The organism is Buttiauxella sp. BIGb0471 (genome assembly GCF_024807715.1).
GTDB classification, from domain to species: domain Bacteria; phylum Pseudomonadota; class Gammaproteobacteria; order Enterobacterales; family Enterobacteriaceae; genus Buttiauxella; species Buttiauxella agrestis.
This window is the reverse complement of record NZ_JANUEU010000001.1, coordinates 628,873-654,154: the sequence shown is the minus strand read 5'-3', so window position 1 is coordinate 654,154 and position 25,282 is coordinate 628,873. Positions and strand designations below refer to the sequence as shown.

29 protein-coding genes are annotated in these 25,282 nt (G+C 50.9%); 21 read left to right on the top strand and 8 right to left on the bottom strand.

Annotation, left to right across the window (positions count from 1 at the left end; all coding sequences use genetic code 11):
• Positions 1 to 87: 87 nt before the first annotated feature.
• Positions 88 to 1,761 (bottom strand): FliC/FljB family flagellin, encoded by a 1,674-nt coding sequence (locus M2371_RS03045; protein ID WP_259266855.1) that lies wholly within the window; start codon positions 1,759 to 1,761, stop codon positions 88 to 90.
• 242 nt (positions 1,762 to 2,003) lie between these two features.
• Between M2371_RS03045 and fliD the strand changes: the two genes are divergently transcribed.
• The 4 genes from fliD (at position 2,004) to amyA (ending at position 5,779) form a co-directional block, all read left to right on the top strand.
• A complete protein-coding gene (gene fliD / locus M2371_RS03040; RefSeq protein WP_172893814.1) occupies positions 2,004 to 3,404 on the top strand; it encodes a flagellar filament capping protein FliD in 1,401 nt (466 codons plus the stop codon).
• Between the two features lie 15 nt (positions 3,405 to 3,419).
• A complete protein-coding gene (gene fliS / locus M2371_RS03035; RefSeq protein ID WP_120064550.1) occupies positions 3,420 to 3,827 on the top strand; it encodes a flagellar export chaperone FliS in 408 nt (135 codons plus the stop codon).
• A complete protein-coding gene (gene fliT, locus M2371_RS03030) occupies positions 3,827 to 4,189 on the top strand; it encodes a flagella biosynthesis regulatory protein FliT (RefSeq protein WP_172893813.1) in 363 nt (120 codons plus the stop codon). Before fliS ends, fliT begins: the two co-directional genes overlap by 1 nt.
• 102 nt (positions 4,190 to 4,291) lie before the next feature.
• A complete protein-coding gene (amyA, locus tag M2371_RS03025; RefSeq protein ID WP_259266854.1) occupies positions 4,292 to 5,779 on the top strand; it encodes an alpha-amylase in 1,488 nt (495 codons plus the stop codon).
• 47 nt (positions 5,780 to 5,826) lie between these two features.
• Here amyA and yedD read toward each other — a convergent pair whose 3' ends face one another.
• Together yedD and fliE are read right to left on the bottom strand one after the other, a co-directional pair.
• The gene (gene yedD, locus M2371_RS03020) at positions 5,827 to 6,240 is read right to left on the bottom strand and encodes a lipoprotein YedD (protein WP_259266853.1); all 414 of its coding nucleotides are present in this window, start codon (positions 6,238 to 6,240) and stop codon (positions 5,827 to 5,829) included.
• 251 nt (positions 6,241 to 6,491) lie between these two features.
• A complete protein-coding gene (gene fliE, locus M2371_RS03015; protein ID WP_172893810.1) occupies positions 6,492 to 6,803 on the bottom strand; it encodes a flagellar hook-basal body complex protein FliE in 312 nt (103 codons plus the stop codon).
• Positions 6,804 to 7,033: 230 nt separating this feature from the next.
• Here fliE and fliF point away from each other — a divergent pair, with 230 nt between their 5' ends.
• The 14 genes from fliF to rcsA all read left to right on the top strand — a co-directional run bounded on the left by fliF (position 7,034) and on the right by rcsA (position 18,659).
• The gene (fliF, locus tag M2371_RS03010; protein ID WP_172893809.1) at positions 7,034 to 8,713 is read left to right on the top strand and encodes a flagellar basal-body MS-ring/collar protein FliF; all 1,680 of its coding nucleotides are present in this window, start codon (positions 7,034 to 7,036) and stop codon (positions 8,711 to 8,713) included.
• Positions 8,710 to 9,702 (top strand): flagellar motor switch protein FliG, encoded by a 993-nt coding sequence (fliG, locus tag M2371_RS03005; RefSeq protein ID WP_172893808.1) that lies wholly within the window; start codon positions 8,710 to 8,712, stop codon positions 9,700 to 9,702. Before fliF ends, fliG begins: the two co-directional genes overlap by 4 nt.
• Positions 9,695 to 10,396, top strand: coding sequence for a flagellar assembly protein FliH (gene fliH, locus M2371_RS03000; RefSeq protein ID WP_172893807.1), 702 nt, complete (start codon positions 9,695 to 9,697; stop codon positions 10,394 to 10,396). The genes fliG and fliH overlap by 8 nt, the downstream gene beginning before the upstream one ends.
• Positions 10,396 to 11,754 carry a flagellar protein export ATPase FliI gene (gene fliI, locus M2371_RS02995; protein WP_034496345.1) on the top strand — a complete coding sequence of 453 codons (1,359 nt, stop codon included), beginning with the start codon at positions 10,396 to 10,398 and terminating at the stop codon, positions 11,752 to 11,754. Before fliH ends, fliI begins: the two co-directional genes overlap by 1 nt.
• Before the next feature lie 60 nt (positions 11,755 to 11,814).
• The gene (gene fliJ / locus M2371_RS02990; RefSeq protein ID WP_172893806.1) at positions 11,815 to 12,258 is read left to right on the top strand and encodes a flagellar export protein FliJ; all 444 of its coding nucleotides are present in this window, start codon (positions 11,815 to 11,817) and stop codon (positions 12,256 to 12,258) included.
• On the top strand, positions 12,258 to 13,472 hold the full coding sequence (locus M2371_RS02985) for a flagellar hook-length control protein FliK (RefSeq protein ID WP_259266852.1): 1,215 nt from the start codon (positions 12,258 to 12,260) through the stop codon (positions 13,470 to 13,472). The genes fliJ and M2371_RS02985 overlap by 1 nt, the downstream gene beginning before the upstream one ends.
• Positions 13,473 to 13,721: 249 nt before the next feature.
• The gene (gene fliL / locus M2371_RS02980; RefSeq protein ID WP_034496350.1) at positions 13,722 to 14,189 is read left to right on the top strand and encodes a flagellar basal body-associated protein FliL; all 468 of its coding nucleotides are present in this window, start codon (positions 13,722 to 13,724) and stop codon (positions 14,187 to 14,189) included.
• Between the two features lie 4 nt (positions 14,190 to 14,193).
• Positions 14,194 to 15,198, top strand: a complete 1,005-nt coding sequence (fliM, locus tag M2371_RS02975) for a flagellar motor switch protein FliM (RefSeq protein WP_034496352.1) — start codon at positions 14,194 to 14,196, stop codon at positions 15,196 to 15,198.
• Positions 15,195 to 15,608, top strand: coding sequence for a flagellar motor switch protein FliN (gene fliN / locus M2371_RS02970; protein WP_034496354.1), 414 nt, complete (start codon positions 15,195 to 15,197; stop codon positions 15,606 to 15,608). The genes fliM and fliN overlap by 4 nt, the downstream gene beginning before the upstream one ends.
• Before the next feature lie 4 nt (positions 15,609 to 15,612).
• Positions 15,613 to 16,020: a flagellar biosynthetic protein FliO gene (gene fliO, locus M2371_RS02965; protein WP_172893805.1), complete on the top strand. Its 408-nt coding sequence runs from the start codon at positions 15,613 to 15,615 to the stop codon at positions 16,018 to 16,020.
• Entirely contained in the window at positions 16,020 to 16,757 is a 738-nt protein-coding gene (gene fliP, locus M2371_RS02960) for a flagellar type III secretion system pore protein FliP (protein WP_034496358.1), read from the top strand. The genes fliO and fliP overlap by 1 nt, the downstream gene beginning before the upstream one ends.
• 11 nt (positions 16,758 to 16,768) lie before the next feature.
• On the top strand, positions 16,769 to 17,038 hold the full coding sequence (fliQ, locus tag M2371_RS02955) for a flagellar biosynthesis protein FliQ (protein WP_034458225.1): 270 nt from the start codon (positions 16,769 to 16,771) through the stop codon (positions 17,036 to 17,038).
• Positions 17,035 to 17,820, top strand: coding sequence for a flagellar biosynthetic protein FliR (gene fliR, locus M2371_RS02950; RefSeq protein WP_259266851.1), 786 nt, complete (start codon positions 17,035 to 17,037; stop codon positions 17,818 to 17,820). The genes fliQ and fliR overlap by 4 nt, the downstream gene beginning before the upstream one ends.
• Before the next feature lie 215 nt (positions 17,821 to 18,035).
• Positions 18,036 to 18,659, top strand: a complete 624-nt coding sequence (gene rcsA / locus M2371_RS02945) for a transcriptional regulator RcsA (RefSeq protein ID WP_115627995.1) — start codon at positions 18,036 to 18,038, stop codon at positions 18,657 to 18,659.
• 59 nt (positions 18,660 to 18,718) lie between these two features.
• Here the strand turns inward: rcsA and dsrB are convergent, their stop codons facing one another.
• Positions 18,719 to 18,907 (bottom strand): protein DsrB, encoded by a 189-nt coding sequence (gene dsrB / locus M2371_RS02940; RefSeq protein ID WP_034496365.1) that lies wholly within the window; start codon positions 18,905 to 18,907, stop codon positions 18,719 to 18,721.
• A 143-nt stretch (positions 18,908 to 19,050) separates the two neighbouring features.
• On the opposite strand from dsrB, the gene yodD reads away from it, so the two are divergent.
• Both yodD and M2371_RS02930 read left to right on the top strand, forming a co-directional pair.
• Complete coding sequence (yodD, locus tag M2371_RS02935) at positions 19,051 to 19,266, top strand: YodD family peroxide/acid resistance protein (RefSeq protein WP_034496366.1); 216 nt, start codon at positions 19,051 to 19,053, stop codon at positions 19,264 to 19,266.
• Between the two features lie 305 nt (positions 19,267 to 19,571).
• Positions 19,572 to 20,387, top strand: a complete 816-nt coding sequence (locus M2371_RS02930) for a mannosyl-3-phosphoglycerate phosphatase-related protein (RefSeq protein WP_259266850.1) — start codon at positions 19,572 to 19,574, stop codon at positions 20,385 to 20,387.
• Positions 20,388 to 20,396: 9 nt separating this feature from the next.
• On the opposite strand, the gene dgcQ is transcribed toward M2371_RS02930, so the two are convergent.
• The 3 genes from dgcQ to M2371_RS02915 form a co-directional block, all read right to left on the bottom strand.
• Positions 20,397 to 22,076, bottom strand: coding sequence for a cellulose biosynthesis regulator diguanylate cyclase DgcQ (gene dgcQ, locus M2371_RS02925; RefSeq protein WP_172893803.1), 1,680 nt, complete (start codon positions 22,074 to 22,076; stop codon positions 20,397 to 20,399).
• A gap of 214 nt (positions 22,077 to 22,290) precedes the next feature.
• The gene (locus tag M2371_RS02920; RefSeq protein WP_034496372.1) at positions 22,291 to 22,470 is read right to left on the bottom strand and encodes a YodC family protein; all 180 of its coding nucleotides are present in this window, start codon (positions 22,468 to 22,470) and stop codon (positions 22,291 to 22,293) included.
• 91 nt (positions 22,471 to 22,561) lie between these two features.
• Positions 22,562 to 23,476 (bottom strand): DUF808 domain-containing protein, encoded by a 915-nt coding sequence (locus tag M2371_RS02915; RefSeq protein WP_172893802.1) that lies wholly within the window; start codon positions 23,474 to 23,476, stop codon positions 22,562 to 22,564.
• Positions 23,477 to 23,651: 175 nt separating this feature from the next.
• On the opposite strand from M2371_RS02915, the gene yedA reads away from it, so the two are divergent.
• The gene (gene yedA, locus M2371_RS02910) at positions 23,652 to 24,569 is read left to right on the top strand and encodes a drug/metabolite exporter YedA (protein ID WP_172893801.1); all 918 of its coding nucleotides are present in this window, start codon (positions 23,652 to 23,654) and stop codon (positions 24,567 to 24,569) included.
• Here the strand turns inward: yedA and M2371_RS02905 are convergent, their stop codons facing one another.
• On the bottom strand, positions 24,570 to 25,070 hold the full coding sequence (locus M2371_RS02905; protein ID WP_259266849.1) for a very short patch repair endonuclease: 501 nt from the start codon (positions 25,068 to 25,070) through the stop codon (positions 24,570 to 24,572).
• Positions 25,071 to 25,282 lie beyond the last annotated feature (212 nt).

Sequence of the window (25,282 nt, the reverse complement as noted above, 5' to 3'; positions counted from 1 at the left end):
GTGAAATGAGGGGTTATTTAGGGGTTATGGGTAACAATGGATAAGAAAAAACCCCGCAAGCGCGGGGTTGGGTCAGGAATTTGCGAATTAACGCAGCAGAGACAGCACGCCCTGCGGAACCTGGTTAGCCTGTGCCAGAACAGAAGTACCCGCCTGCTGCAGGATCTGTGCTTTAGACATGTTGGAAACTTCAGTCGCGTAGTCAGCATCTTCGATACGGCTACGAGCAGAGGTCAGGTTGCCCAGGGTGTTGCCCAGGTTGGTGATGGTAGAATCGAAACGGTTCTGTACCGCACCGAGGTCTGAACGCAGGGCGTCGACTTTAGCCAGGGCATCGTCAAGTTGCTTAAGTGGATCTGTAGTTTTGTCAGTTGCGGTTGTATCTTTGGTGGTTATTTTTCCGTCAGCGGTAACGTATGCAGCTTTACCAGTTGCGTCAGTGATGCGCCCGTCGTCTTGAACTGTGAATGAAACATCCTTATTAGTCGTTAAACCGTTATCTCCAACATATACTGGGGCCGCACCTCGATTAACAGCTCCAGTGTTAGATACACTGTAGCCATTGCTAGTAACATATCCTGTAGTTTTAACTACATTAGCCAGTGCGTCAGAAGAAGCTACTTTAGCTCCAGTTACATCGATAGTTCCAGCAGTAGCGCCGTCATCATCACTACCTAAGAACTTGATTGAAGTATTTGTTCCTTTAATAGTAACAGTTGATTCTACTGCTGTAGTTGCATCAGAACGGTTAACTGCCAAATTTTCTAAGCTGGCTGGAGTAGTGGTGCCTGGCGCGCTAGTTTTTGTCAGGTTACCGCTGCCGTCAATGAATAAAACACTGCCATCATCTGCTGCTGTTAACGAACCATCTTTAGCAATCAAAACATCTTGTGTTGTTGTGCCAATTTTGACGGTTGCTTGGGCCACATCTCCATAATTCGGAGTCAAATAATTTTGGAGTTTAGTAGCATCAACACCTGAAGCATCAAAAGAATATGAACCTGATGCTTTGTCGAATTTATACGTTGTATTAGCAGCAGCAGTTGATAAGCCGTTATCAACACCTGTTGCTATAACCGTTTCGTTATTTGCTAGTGATTTTAGAACATCGGCTGATTTTGCATCCGCAAAGTCAGCTTTCCCATCCCATTTTTTTGTTGCATCAGTATATGTAAACCCAGCTGCTTTCAGATCTTTATCAGTAGCAACTGTGTTAGCAACACCACCCTTACCATTCACGTTAAAGCCATTCAGGCCCAGTGTGCTGGAAGTGATTTCTTTCAGGTCGATAGTGATAGTTTCGCCGTCGTTTGCGCCAACCTGAATTTTCATAGAGCTGTCACCAGCTAGAACTTTCACACCGTTGAACTGAGTCTGACCGGAAACGCGGTCAATCTCGCCCAAACGTTGGGTGATTTCATTCTGGATTGAGTCCAGGTCAGACGTGGAGTTAGTCCCGTTAGTTGCCTGAACAGACAGCTCACGCACACGCTGCAAGTTGTTGTTGATTTCAGACAATGCGCCTTCAGTAGTCTGCGCGATGGAGATACCGTCGTTGGCGTTACGAGAAGCCTGAGTCAGGCCTTTGATGTTTGCAGTGAAGCGGTTAGCAATTGCCTGGCCCGCTGCATCGTCTTTGGCGCTGTTAATACGCAAACCGGAAGACAGACGCTCAATAGCAGTGCCCAGAGAAGACTGAGATTTGTTCAGGTTGTTTTGGGTCAACAGCGACAGGCTGTTAGTGTTGATAACTTGTGCCATGATTTTATCCTTATCAATTCACATTATGGGGTTGGGCTGTTGCCCACGGTTTTGCACCGTAACCCTTGTATCGGCATGTAAAATTCGAACTTTAGAATAATTTCACTTTTTCTCTAGCCGCAGAAATAACCCGCAACGCCTTCATTATTCCCGCCATTAAATAAGTGCAAATATCATTAAACTTTGCGCTCTCATTGCCGATACCACTGTGAATAATTGTTAGTAATGAAAAGGGAATAATAATGGCTAGCGTTTCTTCATTAGGGGTCGGCTCCAACCTGCCGTTGGATACTTTATTGGCTAACCTCAGCACGGCGGAAAAAGGTCGACTGACACCGATTACGGCTCAGCAGTCCAGCTACAGCTCAAAACTAACGGCTTATGGCACGCTCAAAAGTGCGATTGAAAAATTCCAGACGGCGAATACCACACTTAATGACGCCACCCTTTTTAAAAGCAGCACAGCGACTAGCACGAGCACTGATTTAATTGTTAGTACCGGTGCGGGAGCCGCAGCGGGTAAATACACCATCAGCGTGACTCAGCTTGCCCAGGCACAGTCACTGGCAACAGGCGGAATCTCCAGCGCTACCGACAAGCAAAGCTCGGTTGCATCGACCGACCGCACGCTGGTGATTAACCAGCCGGGTCGTAAAGAACCGTTGGAAATCAAACTCACCGACGACCAAACCTCACTGAATGGTATTCGTGATGCGATTAACGCCGCTGATAGTGGTGTTTCTGCCAGCGTCATTAAGAATAAAAGTGGTGAATTCCAGTTAGTTATTTCATCGGCTGAAACCGGTGTAGATAACGCGATGACGATAAGCCTCACTGGTGACAACGAACTCAACGATCTGCTCGGATATGATTCAAAAACTAAAACGGGCAATTTAACGCAAACTATTGCTCCACAAAATGCCCTGCTAACTATCAACAATATCGAAGTTGAGAGCGGAAGTAATACTGTTAAAGACACGCCAGAAGGTGTCACCTTAACCCTGAATAAAGAAGTCACCAACGCCACCGTTACGGTGACCAAAAGCAATGATAAAGCTACCGCCGCCATCAAAGCCTGGGTTGATGCCTACAACTCAATGCTGGACACCTTCAGCTCCCTGACGAAATACAGTGCGGTAGATGCGGGTGCCGACCAAAGTGCTGGCAACGGTGTCTTGCTGGGTGACAGCGTAGTGCGCACCATTCAGACCGGTATTCGTGGCCAGTTTACGACGGGCGACACCGGTTCAAAATTCAGCACCCTATCTCAAATTGGCATTGCCCAGGACCCAACGACCGGCAAGCTGAAAATTGACGACGATAAGCTGAAAACAGCATTAACCACTAACTCAGTTGATACGCAAAAATTACTGGTCGGCGACGGTAAAACCACCGGTATCACCACGACCACTGCGAACCTGGTAAAAGATTATCTCAAGGACGACGGTATTATCGACAGCGCTACCGACAGCATAAATGCCACGTTAAAAAGCCTGACGAAACAGTACCTGGCAACCAGCTCCAGCATCGACGACACCATCGCCCGATATAAAGCTCAGTTTACGCAGCTCGATACCATGATGAGCAAGCTGAACAACACCAGCAATTATCTGACTCAACAATTCTCATCCAGCAGTTCCTGATAACAAGGGGTAATTATGTACAGCGCGCGGGGTACACAAGCATATGCTCAGATTGGTGTGGAAAGCGCCGTGATGAGCGCGAGTCCTCATCAACTGATTGTTTTGCTTTTTGATGGAGCATTAAGCGCCCTGGTCAGAGCTCGCTTGTTTATGCAGCAAGGAGAGCTGGCCGCGAAAGGGGAAGCACTGAGCAAGGCTATCAACATTATCGATAACGGCCTGAAAGCGGGTCTGGATAACGAACAAGGTGGCGAAATCGCAGAGAATTTATCGTCTCTGTATGACTATATGATTCGCCAACTGATGCTGGCTAATCTGCGAAACAACGTTGAATTAATAGAAGAAGTTGAAGGGCTGCTCACTAACATTGCCGATGCCTGGAAACAGATTTCACCACTGAACGCTGCGCGGGAGCCTGCCTAATGTCGCCGTATGTAGAGTTAATCAGTCGTTGGCAGAACGTCGTTCTACTCAGTAAATCCATGCTGGACCTGGCTGAACGGGGCGAGTGGGATTTATTGCTGCAACAAGAGATGGCTTACCTGCAAGGTATCGAAATACTCAACGCCAACCCAATCCCTCCGGGGACGGCGAAAAGCGTGCAGGATATGTTGCAGCAGAACCTCGAGCAAATTCTGGCAAATGAGCAGGCGCTAAAAAACCTTTTACAGCAGCGTCTGGACGAACTGAGCTCGCTTATCGGCCAGTCATCGCGCCAGCAAACGCTGAATCACACTTACGGACATTTATCTGGCCAGTTGCTGGTGCCGGATGCACCACAATAATTTTGCTTCATACCGCAAAGCCTTCAGTAAGTAATTCCGCGTCCCGCTTAAAATCTTCCATACTCCAGAAGTCAGCTAAATGACTCCTGGAGCGTGGACTCGATGAAAAACCCAACCCTTTTGCAATTTTTCCATTGGTATTACCCCGGTGGCGGCAAGCTGTGGGCGGAAGTTGCCGAACGTGCAGCAACGCTCAACGACATCGGCGTCAATATGGTCTGGCTCCCACCCGCCTATAAAGGTAGCTCTGGCGGCTACTCGGTCGGCTACGATGTTTACGATTTATTTGACCTGGGTGAGTTTGACCAAAAAGGATCGGTTGCCACCAAATACGGCGACAAAGCGCAATTGCAGACCGCGATAAAAGCCTTAAAAGAAAATGACATCGCCGTGGTACTTGATGTGGTGCTGAACCACAAAATGGGGGCCGACGAAAAAGAGCAGGTTCGCGTTAACCGCGTCAATGAAGAAAACCGTAATGAAATTGACGACGAGGTTATCGAATGCGAAGCCTGGACGCGCTACACCTTCCCCGTTCGCGCCGGGAAGTATTCGCAATTTATCTGGGATTACAAATGCTTTAGCGGCGTTGACCATATCGAAAACCCTCACGAAGACGGCATTTTCAAAATCATTAATGACTACACTGGCGACGGCTGGAATGACCAGGTGGATGACGAACTGGGTAATTTCGACTATTTGATGGGCGAGAATATCGACTTCCGCAACCACGCCGTGACGGAAGAGCTAAAATACTGGGCGCGCTGGGTGATGGAAGAAACGGGCTGTAATGGCTTCCGCCTGGATGCGGTCAAACACATTCCGGCCTGGTTCTACAAAGAGTGGATTGAGCATGTTCAGGAAGTGGCTGAACAACCGCTGTTTATCGTGGCTGAATACTGGTCGCACGAGGTGGATAAACTTCAGGAATACATCGCTCAGGTCGACGGCCAAACGATGCTGTTTGATGCCCCGCTGCAAATGAAATTCCACCAGGCTTCCAAAGAAGGCCGCGAATACGACATGAGCCAAATCTTCACCGGAACGCTGGTCGAAGCCGACCCGTTCCACGCGGTGACGCTGGTCGCCAACCACGACACGCAACCGCTGCAAGCCCTCGAAGCTCCCGTTGAACCCTGGTTCAAACCGCTGGCTTATGCGCTGATTTTATTACGTGAAAACGGTGTACCCAGCGTATTTTACCCGGACTTGTTTGGCGCGAGTTACGACGATGAAGGCGGCGATGGTGAAACCTATCACATCGACATGCCGGTTATCGAACAGCTCGACGACCTGATTCATGCCCGTGAACTTTTCGCTCACGGCGTGCAAACGCTCTATTTTGACCACCCCAATTGCATCGCTTTCAGCCGCAGCGGCACGGAAGAGTATCCGCGTTGCGTGGTGGTGTTATCGAATGGGGACGATGGCGAAAAAGTCATTACCCTTGGTGATAACTACGGCGGCAAAAACTGGCGGGATTATTTAGGCAACCGCGAAGAAACCGTCACTACCGATGAAAACGGCAGCGCAACGTTTGCCTGTAACGGCGGCAGTGTGAGTGTTTGGGTGATTGAAGAGGTGTTGTAGCGTTGCCGATTAACCCCTCTCCGACTCACGGAGAGGGAATTTATCGCTTACGGTAATTTGCTCACCAGCGGGTTTTTCTGCAAAAAATCGGCGCATTCTTGCGTTGGGCGATCAACACGTTTCAGCGTCATGCCCGCATATTCCAACGTGTCGCCTTCACGCTCGACGCTATAAACTTCGCGTTTATTCGTCACGTTATAAAAATCGTCTGAACGTTGAGTCAGTTTGCCCGGCAAAGCGATAACTCGCTGCCACTGGCGGCAATCCAGCGTGTCGCCATCTTTGGTGACAACCAGAGTCGCTATCGCCTCAGGGCTTATCATCTCACTTTGCGGCCCTTCGGACTGCCAGTAACCCGCAAGCCCGGCAGGCGCTGGGGTTTTCACCACTTCGCGGTAATCATCAACTTGCACACAGCCGCTTAACGCCAGCAACACTGTCAATAATGCAATCTTCTTCATCATCTATCCCGACTGCGGAGAAAAAATAATTTTCGCATTAAAGCACTTAGCCCGCCAGTGTTTCAGTGGCTTGCTGTTATTTGAGGCGATTTCAAATTTTAGTTATTGCAGAAAATAAGCACCACAATTCCCAAAATAATTGGAGCTGCATCAAGGCGGCAAGAGAGTAAATCCCAATGAGCTTACTAAAGTAAGTGATTTGGGTGCGCGAGCGCAGCCAACGCAGACGCAGCTTCAAGTATGAAGGGAATTTACACCTGCATATTCATCACTTCCTGATACGCCGATACCAGCTTATTACGCACCTGAATGCCCATCTGCAATGAAACTGAAGATTTTTGCAGATCGACCATCACATCATTGAGCGCAACGCCGGGTTTGCCGATGGCAAAGTTTTCAGCCTGGGTACGGGCAGCGGATTGTGTCTCGCTGATTCGGCCAAGCGCTGCCTGTAATTCACCGGCAAAGCTCACTTTTGGCTCGTAATTTTGAACCGGATTCCCCGCCGACAGTGCAGTGGCCTGCAACTGCTGAAGTACGCCTTCGATACCCTGAATTGCCATTTCCCCTGCCCCAGTAATTTTTAACGCGGCAAGATTAACACCTTGTCAATAGGATAAAGGCGGTAAATAGCGTCAATAAATAGAGCTAATTCAGCCATCGAAATTTTTGTAAAAGAAAATAATGACGTTGCCATCTATGTGGAACTTTTGTTGTGGTTGTCGAACCGGGAGCTCGTTTTGTTCACTCTTTATATTAAAAATGATGTCTACGCTCGCTCGCGAGGTGCTCAATGACCGCAGCTGGCCTGGCACAAACGCCACAAAACAAAACCCAGGAGTGGCTGACCCGCATTCGCGCAAATCCTAAAATCCCACTGATGGTTGCGGGTGCCGCGACTATCGCCATTATTATGGCCCTCGTACTATGGGCAAAAGCGCCTGATTATAAAGTGCTTTATAGCAATCTGGCGGATCAGGACGGTGGTGCCATCGTCACGCAATTGACTCAAATGAACGTGCCTTATCGCTTCTCGGATAACGGCAGCGCGATTGAAGTCCCCGCCGATAAAGTCTACGACTTGCGTCTGCGCCTCGCCCAGCAAGGGTTGCCGAAAGGCGGAGCGGTAGGCTTTGAATTGCTGGACCAGGAAAAATTCGGCATCAGCCAGTTTAGCGAGCAAGTGAACTATCAGCGTGCGCTGGAAGGTGAACTGGCCCGCACCATCGAAACCCTCGGCCCGGTTAAAACGGCGCGAGTGCATCTTGCGATGCCAAAACCTTCTTTATTCGTCCGCGAACAAAAATCCCCATCCGCTTCCGTCACGCTGAGCCTCGAACCTGGCCGCGCATTGGATGAAGGGCAAATCAGCGCGGTCGTGCATATGGTTTCCAGCGCGGTTGCCGGTTTACCGCCTGGCAATGTCACGCTCGTGGATCAAGGCGGTCATCTGCTCACGCAGTCCAATACTGCCGGGCGCGACCTGAACGATGCGCAGCTTAAATATGCGATGGATGTCGAAAACCGCTTCCAGCGCCGCATTGAAACTATTCTTGCGCCCATTGTTGGCAGCGGTAATGTTCACGCGCAGGTCACAGCGCAGATTGATTTCTCCAATAAAGAACAGACTGAAGAGCAGTATCGCCCGAACAGCGACCCGTCTCAGTCCGCGGTGCGTTCACGTCAGTTAAACCAAAGCGAGCAAGTGAATGGCCGTAACCCAGGCGGCGTGCCGGGTGCGCTGTCCAACCAACCGGCTCCGCCAAATAACGCACCAATTTCTACGCCACCGCAAAATAACGCGGCGAATGCGCAGCCGCAGAACCAATCGACTTCGACTTCAGGTCAAACCGGTTCGAGCAACACTCAGCGTGATGAAACCACCAACTACGAAGTGGACCGCACCATTCGCCACACCAAGCTGAACACTGGCGATGTGCAACGCCTTTCTGTGGCAGTGGTGGTGAATTACCGCCAGTTGTCGGATGGCAAACCCTTGCCATTGACCGCTGACCAGATGAAGCAAATTGAGAACCTGACGCGTGAAGCGATGGGCTACTCCGATAAGCGCGGCGACACACTTAACGTGGTGAATTCACCGTTTAGCGCAACCGAAGAAACCAGCAACGAGTTGCCATTCTGGAAGCAACAAGCCTTCTTCGAAATGTTGATGTCTGCGGGCCGTTGGTTGGTGGTGCTGATTGTCGCCTGGCTGCTGTGGCGCAAAGTGGTTCGTCCGCTCGTCCAGCGCAAAGATGCAGTGCAACAGGCGCAAGTGGAAGCCAAACGCCAGCAAGTTGAAGAAGAAGATGCTGTTTCAGTCCGCCTGACAAAAGATGAGCAACAGCAGCAACGTAAGATGAATCAAAAACTTAGCGCTGAAGTGATGAGCCAACGCATTCGCGAGATGTCTGATAACGATCCGCGCGTGGTTGCGCTGGTGATACGCCAATGGATGAGTAACGAACTATGAGTATTAGCGGAACAGAGAAAAGCGCAATTCTGTTGATGACCATTGGTGAAGACCGTGCGGCAGAGGTGTTTAAGCACCTGAGCCCGCGTGAAGTCCAGCATCTCAGTGCGGCAATGGCCAGCATTCGCCAGATTTCCAATAAACAGTTAACCGAAGTGTTGGCCGAATTCGAGCAAGAAGCTGAACAGTTTGCGGCGCTGTCGATTAACGCCAACGACTACCTCCGTTCGGTGCTGATCAAAGCGCTGGGCGAAGAGCGTGCATCGAGCTTGCTGGAAGACATTCTGGAAACTCGCGAAACGACCTCCGGTATGGAAACGCTCAACTTTATGGAGCCGCAAAGTGCTGCGGACCTTATTCGCGACGAGCACCCGCAGATTATCGCCACTATTTTGGTACACCTCAAACGTGGCCAGGCGGCCGATATTCTGGCTCTGTTCGATGAGCGTTTGCGCCACGACGTAATGCTGCGTATCGCCACCTTCGGCGGTGTTCAACCGGCAGCGTTGGCCGAATTGACCGAAGTGCTCAACAACTTGCTCGACGGCCAGAACCTCAAGCGCAGCAAAATGGGCGGCGTAAGAACCGCAGCCGAAATTATCAACCTGATGAAAACCCAGCAGGAAGAAGCGGTTATCTCCGCAGTGCGCGATTTCGACGGCGAACTGGCACAGAAAATTATCGACGAGATGTTCCTGTTCGAAAACCTGGTGGAAGTCGACGACCGCAGCATCCAGCGCCTGCTTCAGGAAGTGGAGTCCGAGTCGCTGCTTATCGCCCTCAAAGGTGCCGAACAACCGCTGCGCGAGAAGTTCCTGCGCAATATGTCGCAACGTGCGGCAGATATTCTGCGCGACGATCTTTCCAACCGTGGCCCGGTTCGCTTGTCTCAGGTGGAAAACGAACAGAAAGCCATTCTGCTTATTGTTCGTCGTCTGGCAGAAACCGGCGAGATGGTGATTGGCACCAGCGAGGATACCTATGTCTGACGGGCTGCCATGGAAAATCTGGACGCCAGACGACCTGGCTCCGCCTTCGCAAAGCTTCGAGCCACTGTTTCCGTCTGATGCTGAACCAGAAGAAGGCGAACATCCGCAGGAAAGTGCACCCGACTTGCAGCAGCAGCTTGCGCAAATGCAAATGCAGGCTCATGAACAAGGTTATCAGGCGGGTTACGCCGAAGGTCAAAAAGCTGGCGTGGAAGAAGGCCGCAAAATCGGCTTGCAGCAAGGTCTGGATCAAGGGCTTGCTGAGGCCAAACAGCAACAAGCCCCGGTGCATGCGCGAATGCAGCAACTGGTTAGCGAATTCCAGTACACGCTCGATGCCCTCGATAGCGTGATCGCGTCGCGTTTGATGCAAATGGCGCTGGAAGCGGCACGCCAGGTGATTGGCGAAACCAAAGGCATTGATAACAACGCGTTGATTAAACAGATTCAGACCTTGCTACAACAAGAACCCCTGTTCAGCGGCAAACCGCAACTGCGGGTTCATCCGGATGATTTAGGCCGCGTGGAAGAGATGCTGGGCGCCACACTGAGCCTGCATGGCTGGCGACTACGCGGTGACCCGAGTTTGCATCAGGGCGGCTGCAAAGTCTCTGCCGACGAAGGCGATCTCGACGCCAGTGTTGCCACACGCTGGCAGGAACTCTGCCGCCTCGCAGCCCCTGGAGTATTGTGATGACTGCCCGGTTAACACGCTGGCTCACCTCTCTCGACACTTTCGAAGCGAAGATGTCGCAGTTACCGACGGTGCGCCGCTACGGTCGATTGACCCGTGCGACCGGTCTGGTGCTGGAAGCCACTGGCCTGCAATTGCCGCTGGGCGCGACCTGCATTATCGAGCAGCATTCCCGTGATATCGAATGTGAAGTGGTCGGTTTTAACGGCCAAAGATTGTTCCTGATGCCGCTTGAAGAAGTTGAAGGCATTTTACCTGGCGCACGCGTTTATGCCCGCGCCACCAGCGAGGGCGGTTTACACAGCGGCAAACAATTACCCCTCGGCCCGGCCCTACTGGGCCGCGTGCTCGACGGCAGCGGGCGTCCGCTCGATAGCCTACCCGCGCCCGAAACCATCACCATGGGTGCGCTGGGTGCGGCACCATTCAACCCGCTGCAACGAACCCCCATCGAACATGTTCTGGATGTCGGCGTGCGCCCGATCAACGCGCTGCTGACGGTGGGGCGTGGGCAACGTATGGGTTTGTTTGCCGGTTCCGGCGTCGGGAAAAGCGTGTTGTTGGGCATGATGGCGCGCTATACCCAGGCCGATGTCATTGTGGTGGGCTTGATTGGCGAGCGTGGTCGCGAAGTTAAAGATTTTATCGAGAACATTCTTGGCCCTGAAGGCCGTGCTCGCTCGGTCGTTATTGCCGCGCCTGCGGATGTTTCACCGTTATTACGGATGCAGGGTGCAGCCTACGCCACCCGTATTGCGGAAGATTTCCGCGATCGCGGTCAGCACGTGTTGCTGATTATGGACTCCCTCACCCGCTACGCGATGGCGCAGCGCGAAATCGCTCTCGCTATTGGTGAGCCTCCGGCAACCAAAGGTTATCCGCCTTCTGTGTTTGCCAAACTTCCGGCGCTGGTCGAGCGCGCGGGTAACGGCATTTCTGGCGGCGGTTCGATTACCGCGTTTTATACCGTTCTGACGGAAGGCGACGATCAGCAAGACCCGATTGCCGACTCGGCGCGTGCGATTCTTGATGGCCATATCGTTTTATCACGCCGTCTGGCGGAAGCTGGCCACTACCCGGCAATCGACATTGAAGCGTCAATCAGTCGCGCCATGACGTCATTGATTACCGATCAGCATTACGCGCGAGTCCGCCATTTCAAACAGTTGTTATCCAGTTTCCAGCGTAACCGCGATTTAGTCAGCGTCGGGGCGTATGCCAAAGGCAGCGACCCGCAGCTTGATAAAGCGATTGTGTTATGGCCGCAACTGGAAGCGTTTTTGCAGCAAGGGATTTTTGAGCGCAGCGGCTGGGAAGAGGCTTGTCAGTCATTAGAGATTATTTTCCCAACGGTTTGATCGAATTCGTAGGTCGGATAAGCGCTAGCGTCATCCGACAAAAGCTCGACAGGAGTCACTATGAACCAAAGCACAGCACTCGATACGCTTCATGATCTCGCCGAAAAAGAGGTCGAAGATGCGGCAGTACGCTTAGGGGAAATGCGCCGCGGCTGCCAGCAGGCAGAAGAACAGCTCAACATGCTGATTAACTATCAGTTTGAGTACAGTTCCAGTCTCAATGACAGCATGAGCCAGGGGATCGCCAGTAACCGTTGGCAGAATTATCAGCAGTTTATTCAAACCCTGGAAAAAGCTATCGACCAGCACCGCCAGCAGTTGATGCAGTGGAATAACAAGGTCAGTCAGGCGTTGAACCTGTGGCAAGAGAAACAGAAAAGATTGCAGGCCTGGCGCACGTTGCAGGAGCGAAAAGCCGCTCAGGTGTTATTGGCTGAAAACAAACTCGACCAAAAACTGATGGATGAATATGCCCAGCGGGCAACACTGAGGAAACCAGAATAATGATGCAGCCCCTGATGATCACTTCTCCAGATGTCGCCACCTCTACAACGGCTTCCGGCGGCGTTATGGCAGGCGATAAAGGTTTCAGCGAAGATTTTCTGAGTCTGCTCGGCAAAGCCCTGCCTGGCGAACTTTCACTGGCAGATGGTAAAACCGTGTCGCTCGAGGCCGCACTCAATAAAGCCACCGGCAAAGGCGCTCCAGCCGCCGATGAAAAAGCCACGCTCGCCTCGCTGTTAGATAACCTGGATACGCCTGAAGCATTATCGGCCCTGCTCGCCAACGTTAAGAAAACAGGTGTGGAAGATAAAACGGCGCAGGTCGATGCGCAAAGTGAACAGACGCACACGTTGAGCACTGCCGATATGCAGGCGTTGAGCGCCCTGTTTGCCATGCTCCCACAGCAAATACCCACCGCGAGCACACTGAATGTTGAGCCTGATGCGGATAGCGATGCCTCCGTTAGCCTGAATACGTTACTCGGCTCAAGCGGCATAAAAAATACCTTAACCAGTGATCCCCGCACGCCAGCAACCCCTGCCGATAAAGCTGTGGCGCTTGATACCCCGGTGAGCGCGAAAAGCGCACCGTCGACCAACGAGCCGCTTGTCGATGCGAAATCATTCACCCTGAATAACGCGGAAAATAGCAACCGCGACGCCGCAACGAATAACACCAGCCCGGCCTCGTCGACACTCGCAACGCCTGTGTTTAGCACTGCAACCATAGCGACGCCTGCCAGCACACAAATCGCCGTGCCAGTCGCGCCACAAATTAGCGCCCAACTCGGTAGCCAGGAATGGCAACAGGCAGTGAGCCAGCACATCACATTGTTTACCCGCCAGGGCCAGCAAAGTGCCGAATTACGTCTGCATCCTGAGGACTTAGGCCAGATTCAAATCAGCATGAAACTGGATGATAACCAGGCACAGTTGCAGATGGTTTCAGCGCACAGCCATGTGCGTGCGGCGCTGGAAGCCACACTGCCTAACTTGCGTATTGCGCTGGCAGAAAGCGGAATTGAACTTGGGCAGAGCAATATCAGCAGCGAGAGTTTTGCCGGGCAGCAACAACAGCAATCGGGCCAGCAAAACCCACAGACTCAGCGCTCAGGAAACGCATTCCCGTCAATGGGTGATGCCGAATCACTGGCCGTTCCTGCCAGCGTGCAGCGTTTAGCGTCGGGAAATAACGCGGTGGATATTTTCGCCTGAGTTGCGTTCCCTAAGCTAAACGTCAGAGGTAGCAACAAAAATCCCCTGTTATCGGGCCTTTGAACGCCCGTCGACACAGGATAATCAACCGATACCCAAGCTACTTCAAGATGCAGGTAGGCGGCAATCGAATGAATCCCGATGAGCTTACTTGAGTAAGTGATTCGGGTGAATGAGAGCAGCCAACACCCCTGCAACTTGAAGGGCGATGGGTATATATGCAGTACCGATACAGGAAAGATTCATTTTATGACTGACAACGCTTTGCCAAAAGGCCGCAAGCGCTCCATCTGGATGCCGTTACTGGTCCTGATTACCCTTGCCGCGTGTGCAACCGCCGGTTACAGCTACTGGCGTATGCAGCAACAGCCCGCGTCTGCTCAGGTGAAAGCGCCTGAACCCCCACCCGCTCCGGTGTTTTATGCGTTGGATACCTTCACCGTTAACCTCGGTGATGCTGACCGCGTGTTGTACATCGGCGTCACGTTGCGTCTGAAAGATGACGCGACGCGCCAGCGTCTGAGCGAATTCCTGCCTGAAGTCCGCAGCCGTTTGCTGCTGCTGTTTTCCCGTCAGGATGGTGCTGCTCTGGCAACCGACGAAGGTAAACAGAAGCTGGTTGAAGCTATCAAAAATACGCTCGCTCCACCGCTCGTCGCCGGGCAACCTCAGCAGGTAGTCAGCGACGTGCTGTATACCGCTTTCATTTTGCGATAATCCTATGGGCGATAGCATTCTTTCTCAGGCAGAAATTGACGCGCTATTAAATGGCGACAGTGATACTTCCGACGAACCGAAGACCAGTGTCGTTAACGAAACCGACATTCGTCCTTATGACCCCAATACCCAGCGTCGTGTGGTGCGTGAACGCCTACAGGCGCTGGAAATTATCAACGAGCGTTTTGCCCGTCAGTTCCGTATGGGGTTGTTTAACTTATTGCGCCGTAGCCCGGATATTACCGTCGGGGCGATCCGCATTCAGCCATATCACGAGTTTGCCCGTAACCTGCCGGTTCCTACCAACCTCAACCTGATGCACCTGAAACCGCTGCGCGGCACTGGCCTGTTCGTGTTTTCGCCAAGCCTGGTGTTTATCGCGGTGGATAACCTGTTTGGTGGCGACGGCCGATTCCCGACCAAAGTGGAAGGCCGGGAATTTACCCACACCGAGCAGCGCGTGATTAATCGCATGTTGAAGCTGGCGCTGGAATCTTACAGCGATGCCTGGAAAGCCATTTATCCACTGGAAGTGGAATATGTGCGTTCCGAAATGCAGGTCAAATTTACCAACATCACCACGTCGCCAAACGACATCGTGGTGAACACGCCGTTCCATGTGGAAATCGGCAACCTGACCGGCGAGTTTAATATCTGCCTGCCGTTTAGCATGATTGAACCGCTGCGTGAGCTGTTGGTGAACCCGCCGCTGGAAAACTCCCGTCAGGAAGACCAAAGCTGGCGCGATACGCTGGTGCGCCAGGTTCAGCATTCTGAGCTTGAGCTGATAGCTAACTTTGCCGACATTCCGCTGCGTCTGTCGCAAATTTTAAAATTGAAACCTGGTGACGTGCTGCCGATTGATAAACCGGACCGGATTCTGGCGCATGTTGACGGTGTTCCGGTGCTGACCAGTCAGTACGGCACGCTTAACGGCCAGTACGCTTTGCGCGTCGAACATTTGATCAACCCGATACTGAATTCGCTGAACGAGGAACAGCCCAAATGAGTGATATTAATCAACCGTCCGACGACAATGCAGGCTCCGTGGACGATCTGTGGGCTGATGCGCTAAACGAACAAAAAGTCTCAACCAACAAGAGCACCGCAGACAGCGTCTTCCGTGCACTTGAAGGCAATGACATTGCAGGCGCGATGCAGGACATCGACCTGATTATGGATATTCCCGTCAAGCTGACGGTTGAGCTGGGTCGCACGCGCATGACCATTAAAGAACTGCTGCGTTTATCGCAAGGTTCAGTGGTGGCGCTCGACGGTTTAGCGGGCGAGCCGCTGGATATTCTGATCAACGGTTATCTGATTGCTCAGGGTGAAGTCGTGGTAGTGGCGGATAAATACGGTGTGCGTATCACCGATATCATTACGCCATCAGAACGCATGCGTCGTCTGAGCCGTTAATTCGATGAAAACCCAGGCGACCGTACAGCCGCAGACCGCTGCCAGCAACAGCTCTCCGCTGGTGCAAGTCAGCGGCGCGTTAACGGCAATTATCGTTTTTATTTTGCTTGCCGCCTGGATAGCGAAACGTTTTGGTTTTGCGCCGAAAACCGGCTCCAGCAAAGAGATGAAAGTGAGCGCCAGTTGCAGCGTGGGTGCGCGTGAGCGCGTGGTGATTGTCGATGTGCAGGATGCTCGTCTGGTGCTTGGGGTGACTGCCGGGCAAATCACCCATCTGCATACGCTACCCGCCGCAACGGTGAGCGAAACTGTGTCGCCTGCCCAATCTGCTGATTTCCGCGAATTGATGAAAAATAGTCTGATGAAAACTAGCCAGATGAAAAGCATGCTTAAACGTAAAGGGAAAGATTGATGAAACGTTGGCTTCCCTTCTCGTTGCTTGGCTTGCTGTTCTTGATGCCTGCCGCTTTTGCTCAACTTCCGGGTCTTATCAGCCAGCCGATGTCTAATGGCGGCCAGAGCTGGACGTTGCCGGTTCAGACATTAGTCTTTATTACTTCGCTGACGTTTTTACCGGCTATTTTGCTGATGATGACCAGCTTTACGCGCATCATTATCGTGTTTGGCCTGTTGCGCAGTGCGCTGGGCACGCCGTCCGCACCGCCAAACCAGGTGTTGCTTGGCCTTGCGCTGTTTTTGACCTTTTTCATTATGGCTCCGGTATTCGACAAAATTTATACCGATGCCTATCAGCCCTTTAGCGAAAATAAAATCCAGATGGATGAAGCCATTGAAAAAGGCTCTCAACCGCTGCGCGAATTCATGCTGCGTCAAACCCGTGAAGCGGATCTGGCGTTGTTTGCCCGTCTCGCCAATACGCCGCCGCTGGAAGGGCCAGAAGTTGTGCCGATGCGCATTTTGCTTCCGGCATACGTCACCAGCGAGTTGAAGACCGCTTTCCAGATTGGCTTTACGGTATTCATTCCGTTTTTGATCATCGACCTGGTCATTGCCAGCGTGCTGATGGCACTGGGGATGATGATGGTGCCACCGGCAACCATTGCCCTGCCCTTTAAATTAATGCTGTTTGTGTTGGTGGATGGCTGGCAGTTGCTGGTTGGGTCACTGGCGCAAAGTTTCTACAGTTAGAGGGGAAAAAGATGACTCCTGAGTCGGTCATGATGATGGGCACCGAAGCCATGAAAGTCGCTCTGGCGCTCGCTGCTCCGCTGTTGATGGTGGCATTGGTAACGGGTCTGGTCATCAGTATGTTGCAGGCTGCCACGCAGATAAACGAAATGACGCTGTCGTTTATCCCAAAAATTCTGGCGGTGTTTGTCACTATTATCGTTGCAGGGCCGTGGATGCTTAATCTGCTGCTGGATTATATGCGCACACTGCTAACGAATATTCCGATGAACATTGGATGATTCATATTGATAGCAGCCAGTGGCTCACTCTATTGAGCATGGGCTTCTGGCCATTCCTGCGTATTCTGGCTTTAATTTCTACCGCCCCAATTTTAAGCGAGCGGGCTATCTCTAAAAAAGTCAAAATTGGCCTCGCGCTGATGATTACCTGGCTTGTGGCTCCCACGCTTCCCGCAACAGACGTGACGATTTTCTCGGCAGCAGGCTTTTGGCTCGCCACGCAGCAAATCCTGATTGGCATCGCGCTGGGCTTCACCATGCAGTTTGCTTTTGCTGCGGTACGTACCGCCGGTGAAATTATTGGTTTGCAAATGGGGTTGTCTTTCGCCACCTTCTTCGACCCCGGTAGTCGCCTGAATATGCCGGTACTCGCCCGCTTTATGGATATGCTGGCGATGCTGCTGTTTCTGGTGTTTAACGGCCATTTATGGCTGATTTCGATGCTGGTCGATACTTTTCACACCCTGCCGATTGGCGGCAATCCGATAAACAGCAATGCGTTTATGGCGCTGACGCGTGCTGGCGGTTTAATCTTCCTCAATGGGTTAATGCTGGCATTACCGCTGATTACTTTGCTGCTGACGCTCAACATTGCGCTCGGTTTGCTCAACCGCATGTCACCCCAGCTTTCGGTATTTGTGATCGGTTTCCCGCTGACGCTCGCCGTCGGTATGTTGGTGATGACAGCATTAATTCCTTTAATGGCTCCCTTCACCGAACACTTATTTAGCGAAGTCTTTAATTTACTCGCCGATATTGTGAGTGAAATTCCTGCAAATTAATCCCATACAGTTTGTGTCGCTTATTGAGGATATTCCTAAAAGCTTTGTTGTGCGACATCCACCAGGATATATCCGGCGCGGCTTATATGCATTTACTTATCTCACATAATCTAACATTCACTTTACTTTGAGAAGTTTCTTAGCAAATTATACATAACTTTACTGGATAGTTGTTATGCCTAAAAATACTTCGCGGGTAAAAAGGGGGGGATGTTATGTCAACGATCATTATGGATTTATGCAGTTATACCCGGCTGGGATTAACGGGATATTTAACCAGCCGTGGCATCCGAAAACGACAGATGACCAACGTGGAGACTATCGAAGAGCTGGCGCAGGCCTGCGAGTCTCAGACACCCAATGTGGTGTTTATTAATGAAGACTGTTTTATTCATGATGCTCAGAGCAGCGAACGAATTAAGCAGATCATTAATCAACATCCCAGCACTTTATTTTTAGTCTTTATGGCAATTGCAAATATTCATTTCGATGAATATCTCCTGGTGCGTAGCAATTTACTGATCAGTTCTAAATCGATAAAACCAGAATCGCTGGACGAAATACTTTCTGAATATTTAGCAAAAAATGCGCATTGCATCGGCCATATTAATTTACCCACGTTATCATTGAGTCGTACTGAGTCCAGTATGTTGAAAATGTGGATGTCCGGGCAAGGCACTATTCAAATATCTGACCAGATGAATATTAAAGCTAAAACGGTGTCATCGCATAAAGGGAATATAAAACGAAAGATAAAGACGCATAACAAACAGGTGATTTATCACGTGGTGCGTCTGACTGATAATGTGACCAATGGTATTTTTGTGAACTTACGTTAAGCATTAAATTTAAGTCCCCTCACCCTCGCCCATATCTGGCGTAGGATGAGGGAGAATCATCAGGCCGTTTTTTCTACAAAAATGCCGTCCGGATGCCCTAATTCATTAAAGAACCAGATCCCCAACGGATACTCTTCGAGCGAGACCAGATACATCGTCCCTTCGCTAAATTGCTCGACGGCTAACACCACGCCTGGCCGACGCGGACCACCATCGGTTTTTACTGTGACGCGATCGTTGATATTCATAACAAAAGTCCTCCGGTTTCTTTGCTGCCAGTTTAGAACAAAAACGACTCATTCGCATCGGATGATGTGCCGCCTTGAGCATTTTGTTAAACGACTATACTTGATAGCGGGACTTACACTGGGTACTCCCTGGAGGACTAGGCATGAAGACCGCGAAAGATCTCAATGAAACCACGCGTATCGATGTTGATGCGCTATTAGCGGCCATCAATGAGATAAGCGAAAGCGAAGTGACACGTTCTGGCGATGACCCACAACGGGCAAGTATCGATGGACGCACATGGCACACCTACTCTGAACTGGCAGAAGCCTTTGAGTTGGATATTCATGATTTTAGTGTCAATGAAGTGAACAGATAGATAAAAGAATCCCGGCAGTATTAATGCCGGGATCAAACTTGCGTTCGCAAGAAGCACTTGAAAAATTCGTTACACCAGGAAATCTGATGTGCGTTCACCTTACCTCAGATTTATTTCAAAACAATTAAATATTCACTCTATGAATATAAAGATTTTGAATAAGTGAAGACAAAAATCCCTGCGACGCCTTATGGTTCGTGGCTTGTCAGGGACTGGCTGCATACCCATTAATGATTATGAAATTATTTAATTGAGAGCATTCCTAACCGCAGGGATCTTAATTTTTGAATTTTAGGAGAAACGCTATGCCGCATTTGCATGATCCACTTTTAGTGATTTCAGATCTTGATGGGACATTGCTGGAACATCACTCCCACCGTTGGGAAGCAGCGAGTCAGTGGATCAGTGTATTGCGTCAACACGATATCCCGCTGGTTTTGTGCAGCACTAAAACTGCGGCTGAGATTATGGGCTGGCAGGACGAACTTTCTTTGACAGGACAAGCCTTTATTGCCGAGAACGGCGCCGTTATTCAACTGGATTCCCGCTGGAGCGATAACGATGACTACCCTCGCCTGCACACCGGAATTAGCCACGAAGAACTGCTATCCGTCCTGGATAAACTACGCCAGAAATATGGCTTTAAATTTACCTGCTTCGCCGATGTTGATGAAAACACGCTTTGCGAACTAACAGGGCTGACGCGCAAACAGGCGAGTCTGGCGAAACTTAGCGAAGCCTCGGAGACATTAATCTGGCGTGATAGCGAGGAAATGATGACGGCGTTTAGTGACCAACTCGCCACACTCGGATTAATGCTGCTGCAAGGTGGGCGGTTCTGGCACGTGCTGGATATGCAAGCGGGCAAAGATAAAGCGATACATTGGCTGCAACAACAATTTCAGCAGCGCGAAGGTAGAGCACGCATCACCATCGGGCTTGGCGACAGCCCGAGCGATGCATTATTGCTCGATGCTGTCGATTACGCGGTGATTGTCAAAGGCTATAGCCGCCAGGCCGTGACGTTGCAAAAGGATAATCCCCAGCGGGTTTACCGCAGCCAGCATTATGGCCCTGAAGGCTGGAAAGAAGGCCTGGACCACTTTATTACCGCTAAATAATCGTGAAGATTAATCGGTATTACAGACCCGATTGCGCCCGTCTTGTTTAGCTTTATACAAACGATGATCGGCGTAAGATTGCAGGCGCTCAAAATCGTAATCATTAAATTCAAATGCGCTGCTGACGCCAAATGAAGCGCTGATCCGGACCGTGCTGCCTTGTTTTAACAGTAGCTCTTTGCTGTTGATGCGCACCCTGATGCGCTCGGCGACCTTTGTGGCCTCTTCAAGGGACGTGTCCGGCAGGACGATGCAGAACTCTTCCCCACCCACTCGCCCGGCGACATCGCCCTGCCTGAACGCATCGCTCAACATGGCTGCCGCGTGCGCGAGAACTTTGTCACCACTACTGTGCCCGTAGCGGTCATTAATACTTTTAAACAGGTCAAGATCCATCTGGATAACAGAGAACGGCTGCGCCTGCTGCTGACACTCTTGCGAAAGTTTGCGCGCTAAGTCGAAGAATGCACCGCGATTATATAAGCGCGTTAAGGTGTCGTAGTTTGCCCGCCAGGTCAGGGTTTGTTGCAGGCTAAACATGTTGCTGACCAGGTGACGAATCACTACCCATGAAACGAACAGCATCAGTGTGGAAAGCAGCCACAACACACTCAGCACCACGCTGATGCGGCCAAATTCGCCCTGAACGCCCTCTTCCAGCGTGTGAACTTTTATCAGCAGACCATCGTAATTGTTCAGTTTCGCCCAGGTGATAAAACGGCTGTCCATACGCAATTCACCCTGCGCCCCCTGCTTTGCCGCCGTCACTACGCTGGCAATGCGTGCCAGTTGCGGCGCGGTAAACAATGGGTGTTTGGGCAAACTTTTTGCCGAAGTGGCGATAGGGTTTAGCTCGTTATCGTACAGAAGAACCGTGCCTTCATGTTGTTCATTATTGTGGGCCAGCCGCAGAAAGTTATGAAGCGAATCAATCGGGTAATCGAGTGCCAGAACACCATACCAACGACCATTGTAATCCAGAGGAATGGCTGCCGTGACAATTTGCCCGGAAGACATATTAGGGTTGAAGGTGTGCGTCCATTTCAATTCACGCCTGGGGTTGTTTTCCGGGGATTGCGAGGAAAAATAAGGCTGCGCGACCAGGCGATAGTACAACGCGACAATTTGCGGATCGTTCGACGGCGGCGTGCTGGTCAGGAAAAATCCGCTGCGCGAAGCATAGAACATTCGCTGCGGGAGCGTTTGCGTCCGGTGTGACAGGCGCATGATGTAGCTCAGTTCCAGAGCCGAGCTTAATTCCGTGTGAATCGTCTGCTCGTCACGATCAAGCAATGGACTATTATTCACAAATTCATCGGAGACACCGTTCATCGGCAGACTACGGTTTAAATCGAGGCGCAGTTGCCAGTAGGGCTGAGTGCGTAACGAATCAAAATCGGCGAGAGTTTTGCGGGTTTTATCAGTAGAAATGGGCGATTGCAGCGCGTAAAGCATACTGTTGCGATAAAACAGGAGATTGTCGATATTGTGCTGCAACTGTCTATCAAGCAACGTGGCGACACTATCAAGGCTGTTGCGCTGATTGGCAACGTACGCCCCCTCAAGCACGACGGCTTCACGCCAGGTCAGTACCGTTGAGAATATAAACACCACGATAAAACAAAGGTTAACGACCTTCTGCGGATTTTTAAAGCGGCTTATCACGCGTTGAATTGCATTGCCAAACACTGACACACTCCCTGAAACCGCTATCATCCAGAAGTCATTTACCCCAGCCCAATCCCTGATTTAGCCGACATGGACGGTTATTCAATCCAGAAATAATACATTAACACTCAGGATTATCGCCAAGGGTAAATATATTCATGGAAACTATATTACTATCAAAATGCACGGTAATCTGAAAATAAAATCGCCCGGTCATTGACCGGGCGATTCAGGGTTATCCTTGCGGGCTGCCCCCTGTTACCAGTGGGGCAAGATCATCCTCTCGGAAAGCCTCACGCTGAACACCATATCCATCATACCAACGACACTCCACCATACCGCTGGAAAACCCGGTAACAATCATCCTTGGGCCACCATTCTTAGGTTGGACTTCATCGCTGACCACAAAGACCATAACCGCCTCCTGTATCAGGGTGAAAACTTCTACAGTTATAGACAAGGTCCTGGGGTTTTGCCTGGCGAAACAAGCAAATTTACGCAAATAGTTAGTGAACTGTGCTGCCGCGCAGACGCCCGATACCATTAACCACTGCCAGCACTATCGCGCCGATGATAAAACCAATCACCAGATTCGCCACGGTTGGCCCCAGTAAATGAACCGCGCCGCCCATCTGCCCGGTCCAGTTTTCAATGGCATGATGGAGAGCCGGAATACCGTGAACCAGAATGCCACCGCCGACTAAAAACATCGCCAGCGTGCCCACCACTGACAAGAATTTCATCAGCCAGGGCGCGAGCACTAATAATCCTTTACCGATTCCGCGCGCGATAGCCGAGGTTTTCTCTACCAGCCAGAAGCCCAGATCATCGAGTTTCACGATAATCCCCACAATGCCATACACGCCGACCGTGACCACAATCGCTATCCCGGACAACACCAGCACCTGATTGAGCAGCGGTGCCTGCGCCACGATGCCTAACGTGATGGCGATAATCTCAGCCGAAAGAATAAAGTCGGTGCGAATCGCGCCTTTTACTTTATCGCCTTCATAAACCATTGGGTCCTGAGCGGCTATCTCATCCAGGCGTTTCTGCCGTTCTTCAGGCGTTTCTTTATGTTTGCGCGCATGCAGAGTGTGCATCACCTTTTCAACGCCTTCATAACAAAGGAATGCGCCACCAATCATTAATAAAGGCGTGATAGCCCATGGCGCAAAGGCACTGATAATCAGAGCCAGAGGCACAAGGATCAGTTTGTTGAGAAACGACCCTTTCGCCACTCGCCAGACCACCGGGAGTTCCCGATTGGCTCTCACACCTGAAACTTGTTGCGCATTGAGCGATAAATCATCGCCCAACACCCCGGCGGTTTTCTTTGCCGCCAGTTTCCCCATCATTGAAATATCGTCCAGCAAGGTTGCGATATCATCCAGCAACGTCAATAAGCTACTTCCAGCCATTTAATGAACATCCTTTTTTGTTTGTCTGCCTAACAGTATGGAACAAAAGTCGGCCTGGGAAAAACGAAGCCATATGTCAATAAAAATTAACATTCCAGAAACAAGTAAAATGCTCGCCAGAAAGAGTGTTTTGACGTTAACTATTAGCATTATTGCTAATAGATTGAGAGGAAACATGCGCGTTCGCTCGGGTCAGCTATTGCCGCTGGTTGCTGCATTATTTGCATTGTACATCATCTGGGGTTCCACTTATTTTGCCATCGCCGTCGGCGTGAAAAGCTGGCCGCCGTTTATGATGGCGGGCGTGCGATTTATGGTCGCCGGTGTGTTGCTGATGAGCGTTTTGTTATTACGTGGACACAAATTACCTGCCCTGCGCCCAATGCTTAACGCCGCATTGATTGGCGTGTTGCTGCTGGCAGTCGGGAATGGTTTTGTGACCGTCGCAGAGCACCAGCATGTACCTTCCGGCATTGCGGCCGTGATGGTCGCCACCGTTCCCCTCTTCACCTTGTGCTTTAGTCGTCTGTTCGGCATTCAAACCCGTAAACTGGAATGGCTGGGAATCGCCATTGGCCTCGGCGGCATCGTGCTGCTCAACAGCGGCGGAAACCTGAGCGGCAATCCGTGGGGTGCGCTGTTGATTCTGATTGGCTCACTGAGCTGGGCGTTCGGTTCGGTATACGGTTCGCGTATTGAATTGCCAACGGGTTTGATGGCCGGTGCGGTGGAAATGCTCGCTGCTGGCATTGTGCTGCTGGCTGCTTCTGCGCTAACCGGGGAACGTCTGACCGCCATGCCGACACCCGCTGGTTTTATGGCCGTGGCTTATCTCTCTTTATTCGGTTCGATCATTGCCATCAGCGCTTATATGTATCTGATTCGTAATGTGGCACCTGCGGTGGCAACCAGCTACGCCTACGTCAACCCGGTGGTTGCGGTATTGCTGGGAACCGGATTTGCCGGGGAAAGTTTGTCACCTGTCGAATGGCTGGCGCTTGGGGTGATTATTTTTGCCGTTGTGCTGGTCACGCTGGGGAAATATCTGTTGCCCCCAAAGCCGGTAGTGACGGTGTGTGAGGCAGAGAAGTAATCAGTTTTCGGGTGGCCCTTGCCACCCGTTTTCATTTATCGACTGGATCCCCTGACTATCAATTTGCGCATAATTCCCGCCGCCGCAAATCCACTCTTCTAACCGTTCAGCCAAATCGCTATCGCTGAGTTTTTCTCGCCCACGCAGCCCACATTCCCACACCAGCAAGACTCGCCAGCCTTCACTTAATAAACGCCGGGTATCGCGTTTATCACGCTCGACATTTTTGCCGATTTTTTCCAGCCAGAACTCGGTACGCGTGGCGGGAACTTTGAAGAGATAACAGTGATGATGGTGCCAGAAACAGCCGTGAGCGAAGATAACGCAGTGGTGTTCATCAATGACAAAATCGGGCCGCCCTGCCAGGGTTGCATCCTGGACACGAAAGGAAAACCCGCACTCCGTTAATAAACCCGCGAGTCGCTTTTCAATGGCCGTGTCGCGAGTCGCAATGGCACGCATATTTTTGCTGCGCACTGCCTTACTGTGTACATCGACCATAGGCTCCTCTTTATTTTCGCTATGTATGATTCTAAATATTATCGACCAGACATCTGAGTTGATTATGTATATTTTTGGACATTAGTCAAAGACAAGTATTCACCTAACACGCTGTATCAACTAATAATATTATATTAACCAATCCACCTATATTCATAACTGAAATTATTTCAACTTTTCTCAACTCAATTAAAGTGGCAATCTACACTCAG

What these genes read in the sequence shown, in the direction of transcription:
- fliE (WP_172893810.1), bottom strand. Translation starts at nt 6,803, where the DNA reads ATGGCAATTCAGGGTATCGAAGGCGTACTTCAGCAGTTGCAGGCCACT.
- yedD (WP_259266853.1), bottom strand. Translation starts at nt 6,240, where the DNA reads ATGAAGAAGATTGCATTATTGACAGTGTTGCTGGCGTTAAGCGGCTGT.
- yodD (WP_034496366.1), top strand. Translation starts at nt 19,051, where the DNA reads ATGAAGACCGCGAAAGATCTCAATGAAACCACGCGTATCGATGTTGAT.
- fliD (WP_172893814.1), top strand. Translation starts at nt 2,004, where the DNA reads ATGGCTAGCGTTTCTTCATTAGGGGTCGGCTCCAACCTGCCGTTGGAT.
- dsrB (WP_034496365.1), bottom strand. Translation starts at nt 18,907, where the DNA reads ATGAATATCAACGATCGCGTCACAGTAAAAACCGATGGTGGTCCGCGT.
- fliR (WP_259266851.1), top strand. Translation starts at nt 17,035, where the DNA reads ATGATTCATATTGATAGCAGCCAGTGGCTCACTCTATTGAGCATGGGC.
- M2371_RS02905 (WP_259266849.1), bottom strand. Translation starts at nt 25,070, where the DNA reads ATGGTCGATGTACACAGTAAGGCAGTGCGCAGCAAAAATATGCGTGCC.
- fliM (WP_034496352.1), top strand. Translation starts at nt 14,194, where the DNA reads ATGGGCGATAGCATTCTTTCTCAGGCAGAAATTGACGCGCTATTAAAT.
- fliJ (WP_172893806.1), top strand. Translation starts at nt 11,815, where the DNA reads ATGAACCAAAGCACAGCACTCGATACGCTTCATGATCTCGCCGAAAAA.
- fliO (WP_172893805.1), top strand. Translation starts at nt 15,613, where the DNA reads ATGAAAACCCAGGCGACCGTACAGCCGCAGACCGCTGCCAGCAACAGC.
- amyA (WP_259266854.1), top strand. Translation starts at nt 4,292, where the DNA reads ATGAAAAACCCAACCCTTTTGCAATTTTTCCATTGGTATTACCCCGGT.
- M2371_RS02920 (WP_034496372.1), bottom strand. Translation starts at nt 22,470, where the DNA reads ATGGTCTTTGTGGTCAGCGATGAAGTCCAACCTAAGAATGGTGGCCCA.
- M2371_RS03045 (WP_259266855.1), bottom strand. Translation starts at nt 1,761, where the DNA reads ATGGCACAAGTTATCAACACTAACAGCCTGTCGCTGTTGACCCAAAAC.
- M2371_RS02915 (WP_172893802.1), bottom strand. Translation starts at nt 23,476, where the DNA reads ATGGCTGGAAGTAGCTTATTGACGTTGCTGGATGATATCGCAACCTTG.
- fliT (WP_172893813.1), top strand. Translation starts at nt 3,827, where the DNA reads ATGTCGCCGTATGTAGAGTTAATCAGTCGTTGGCAGAACGTCGTTCTA.
- fliQ (WP_034458225.1), top strand. Translation starts at nt 16,769, where the DNA reads ATGACTCCTGAGTCGGTCATGATGATGGGCACCGAAGCCATGAAAGTC.
- fliN (WP_034496354.1), top strand. Translation starts at nt 15,195, where the DNA reads ATGAGTGATATTAATCAACCGTCCGACGACAATGCAGGCTCCGTGGAC.
- fliP (WP_034496358.1), top strand. Translation starts at nt 16,020, where the DNA reads ATGAAACGTTGGCTTCCCTTCTCGTTGCTTGGCTTGCTGTTCTTGATG.
- fliL (WP_034496350.1), top strand. Translation starts at nt 13,722, where the DNA reads ATGACTGACAACGCTTTGCCAAAAGGCCGCAAGCGCTCCATCTGGATG.
- M2371_RS02985 (WP_259266852.1), top strand. Translation starts at nt 12,258, where the DNA reads ATGATGCAGCCCCTGATGATCACTTCTCCAGATGTCGCCACCTCTACA.
- yedA (WP_172893801.1), top strand. Translation starts at nt 23,652, where the DNA reads ATGCGCGTTCGCTCGGGTCAGCTATTGCCGCTGGTTGCTGCATTATTT.
- rcsA (WP_115627995.1), top strand. Translation starts at nt 18,036, where the DNA reads ATGTCAACGATCATTATGGATTTATGCAGTTATACCCGGCTGGGATTA.
- fliH (WP_172893807.1), top strand. Translation starts at nt 9,695, where the DNA reads ATGTCTGACGGGCTGCCATGGAAAATCTGGACGCCAGACGACCTGGCT.
- fliS (WP_120064550.1), top strand. Translation starts at nt 3,420, where the DNA reads ATGTACAGCGCGCGGGGTACACAAGCATATGCTCAGATTGGTGTGGAA.
- fliF (WP_172893809.1), top strand. Translation starts at nt 7,034, where the DNA reads ATGACCGCAGCTGGCCTGGCACAAACGCCACAAAACAAAACCCAGGAG.
- M2371_RS02930 (WP_259266850.1), top strand. Translation starts at nt 19,572, where the DNA reads ATGCCGCATTTGCATGATCCACTTTTAGTGATTTCAGATCTTGATGGG.
- fliI (WP_034496345.1), top strand. Translation starts at nt 10,396, where the DNA reads ATGACTGCCCGGTTAACACGCTGGCTCACCTCTCTCGACACTTTCGAA.
- fliG (WP_172893808.1), top strand. Translation starts at nt 8,710, where the DNA reads ATGAGTATTAGCGGAACAGAGAAAAGCGCAATTCTGTTGATGACCATT.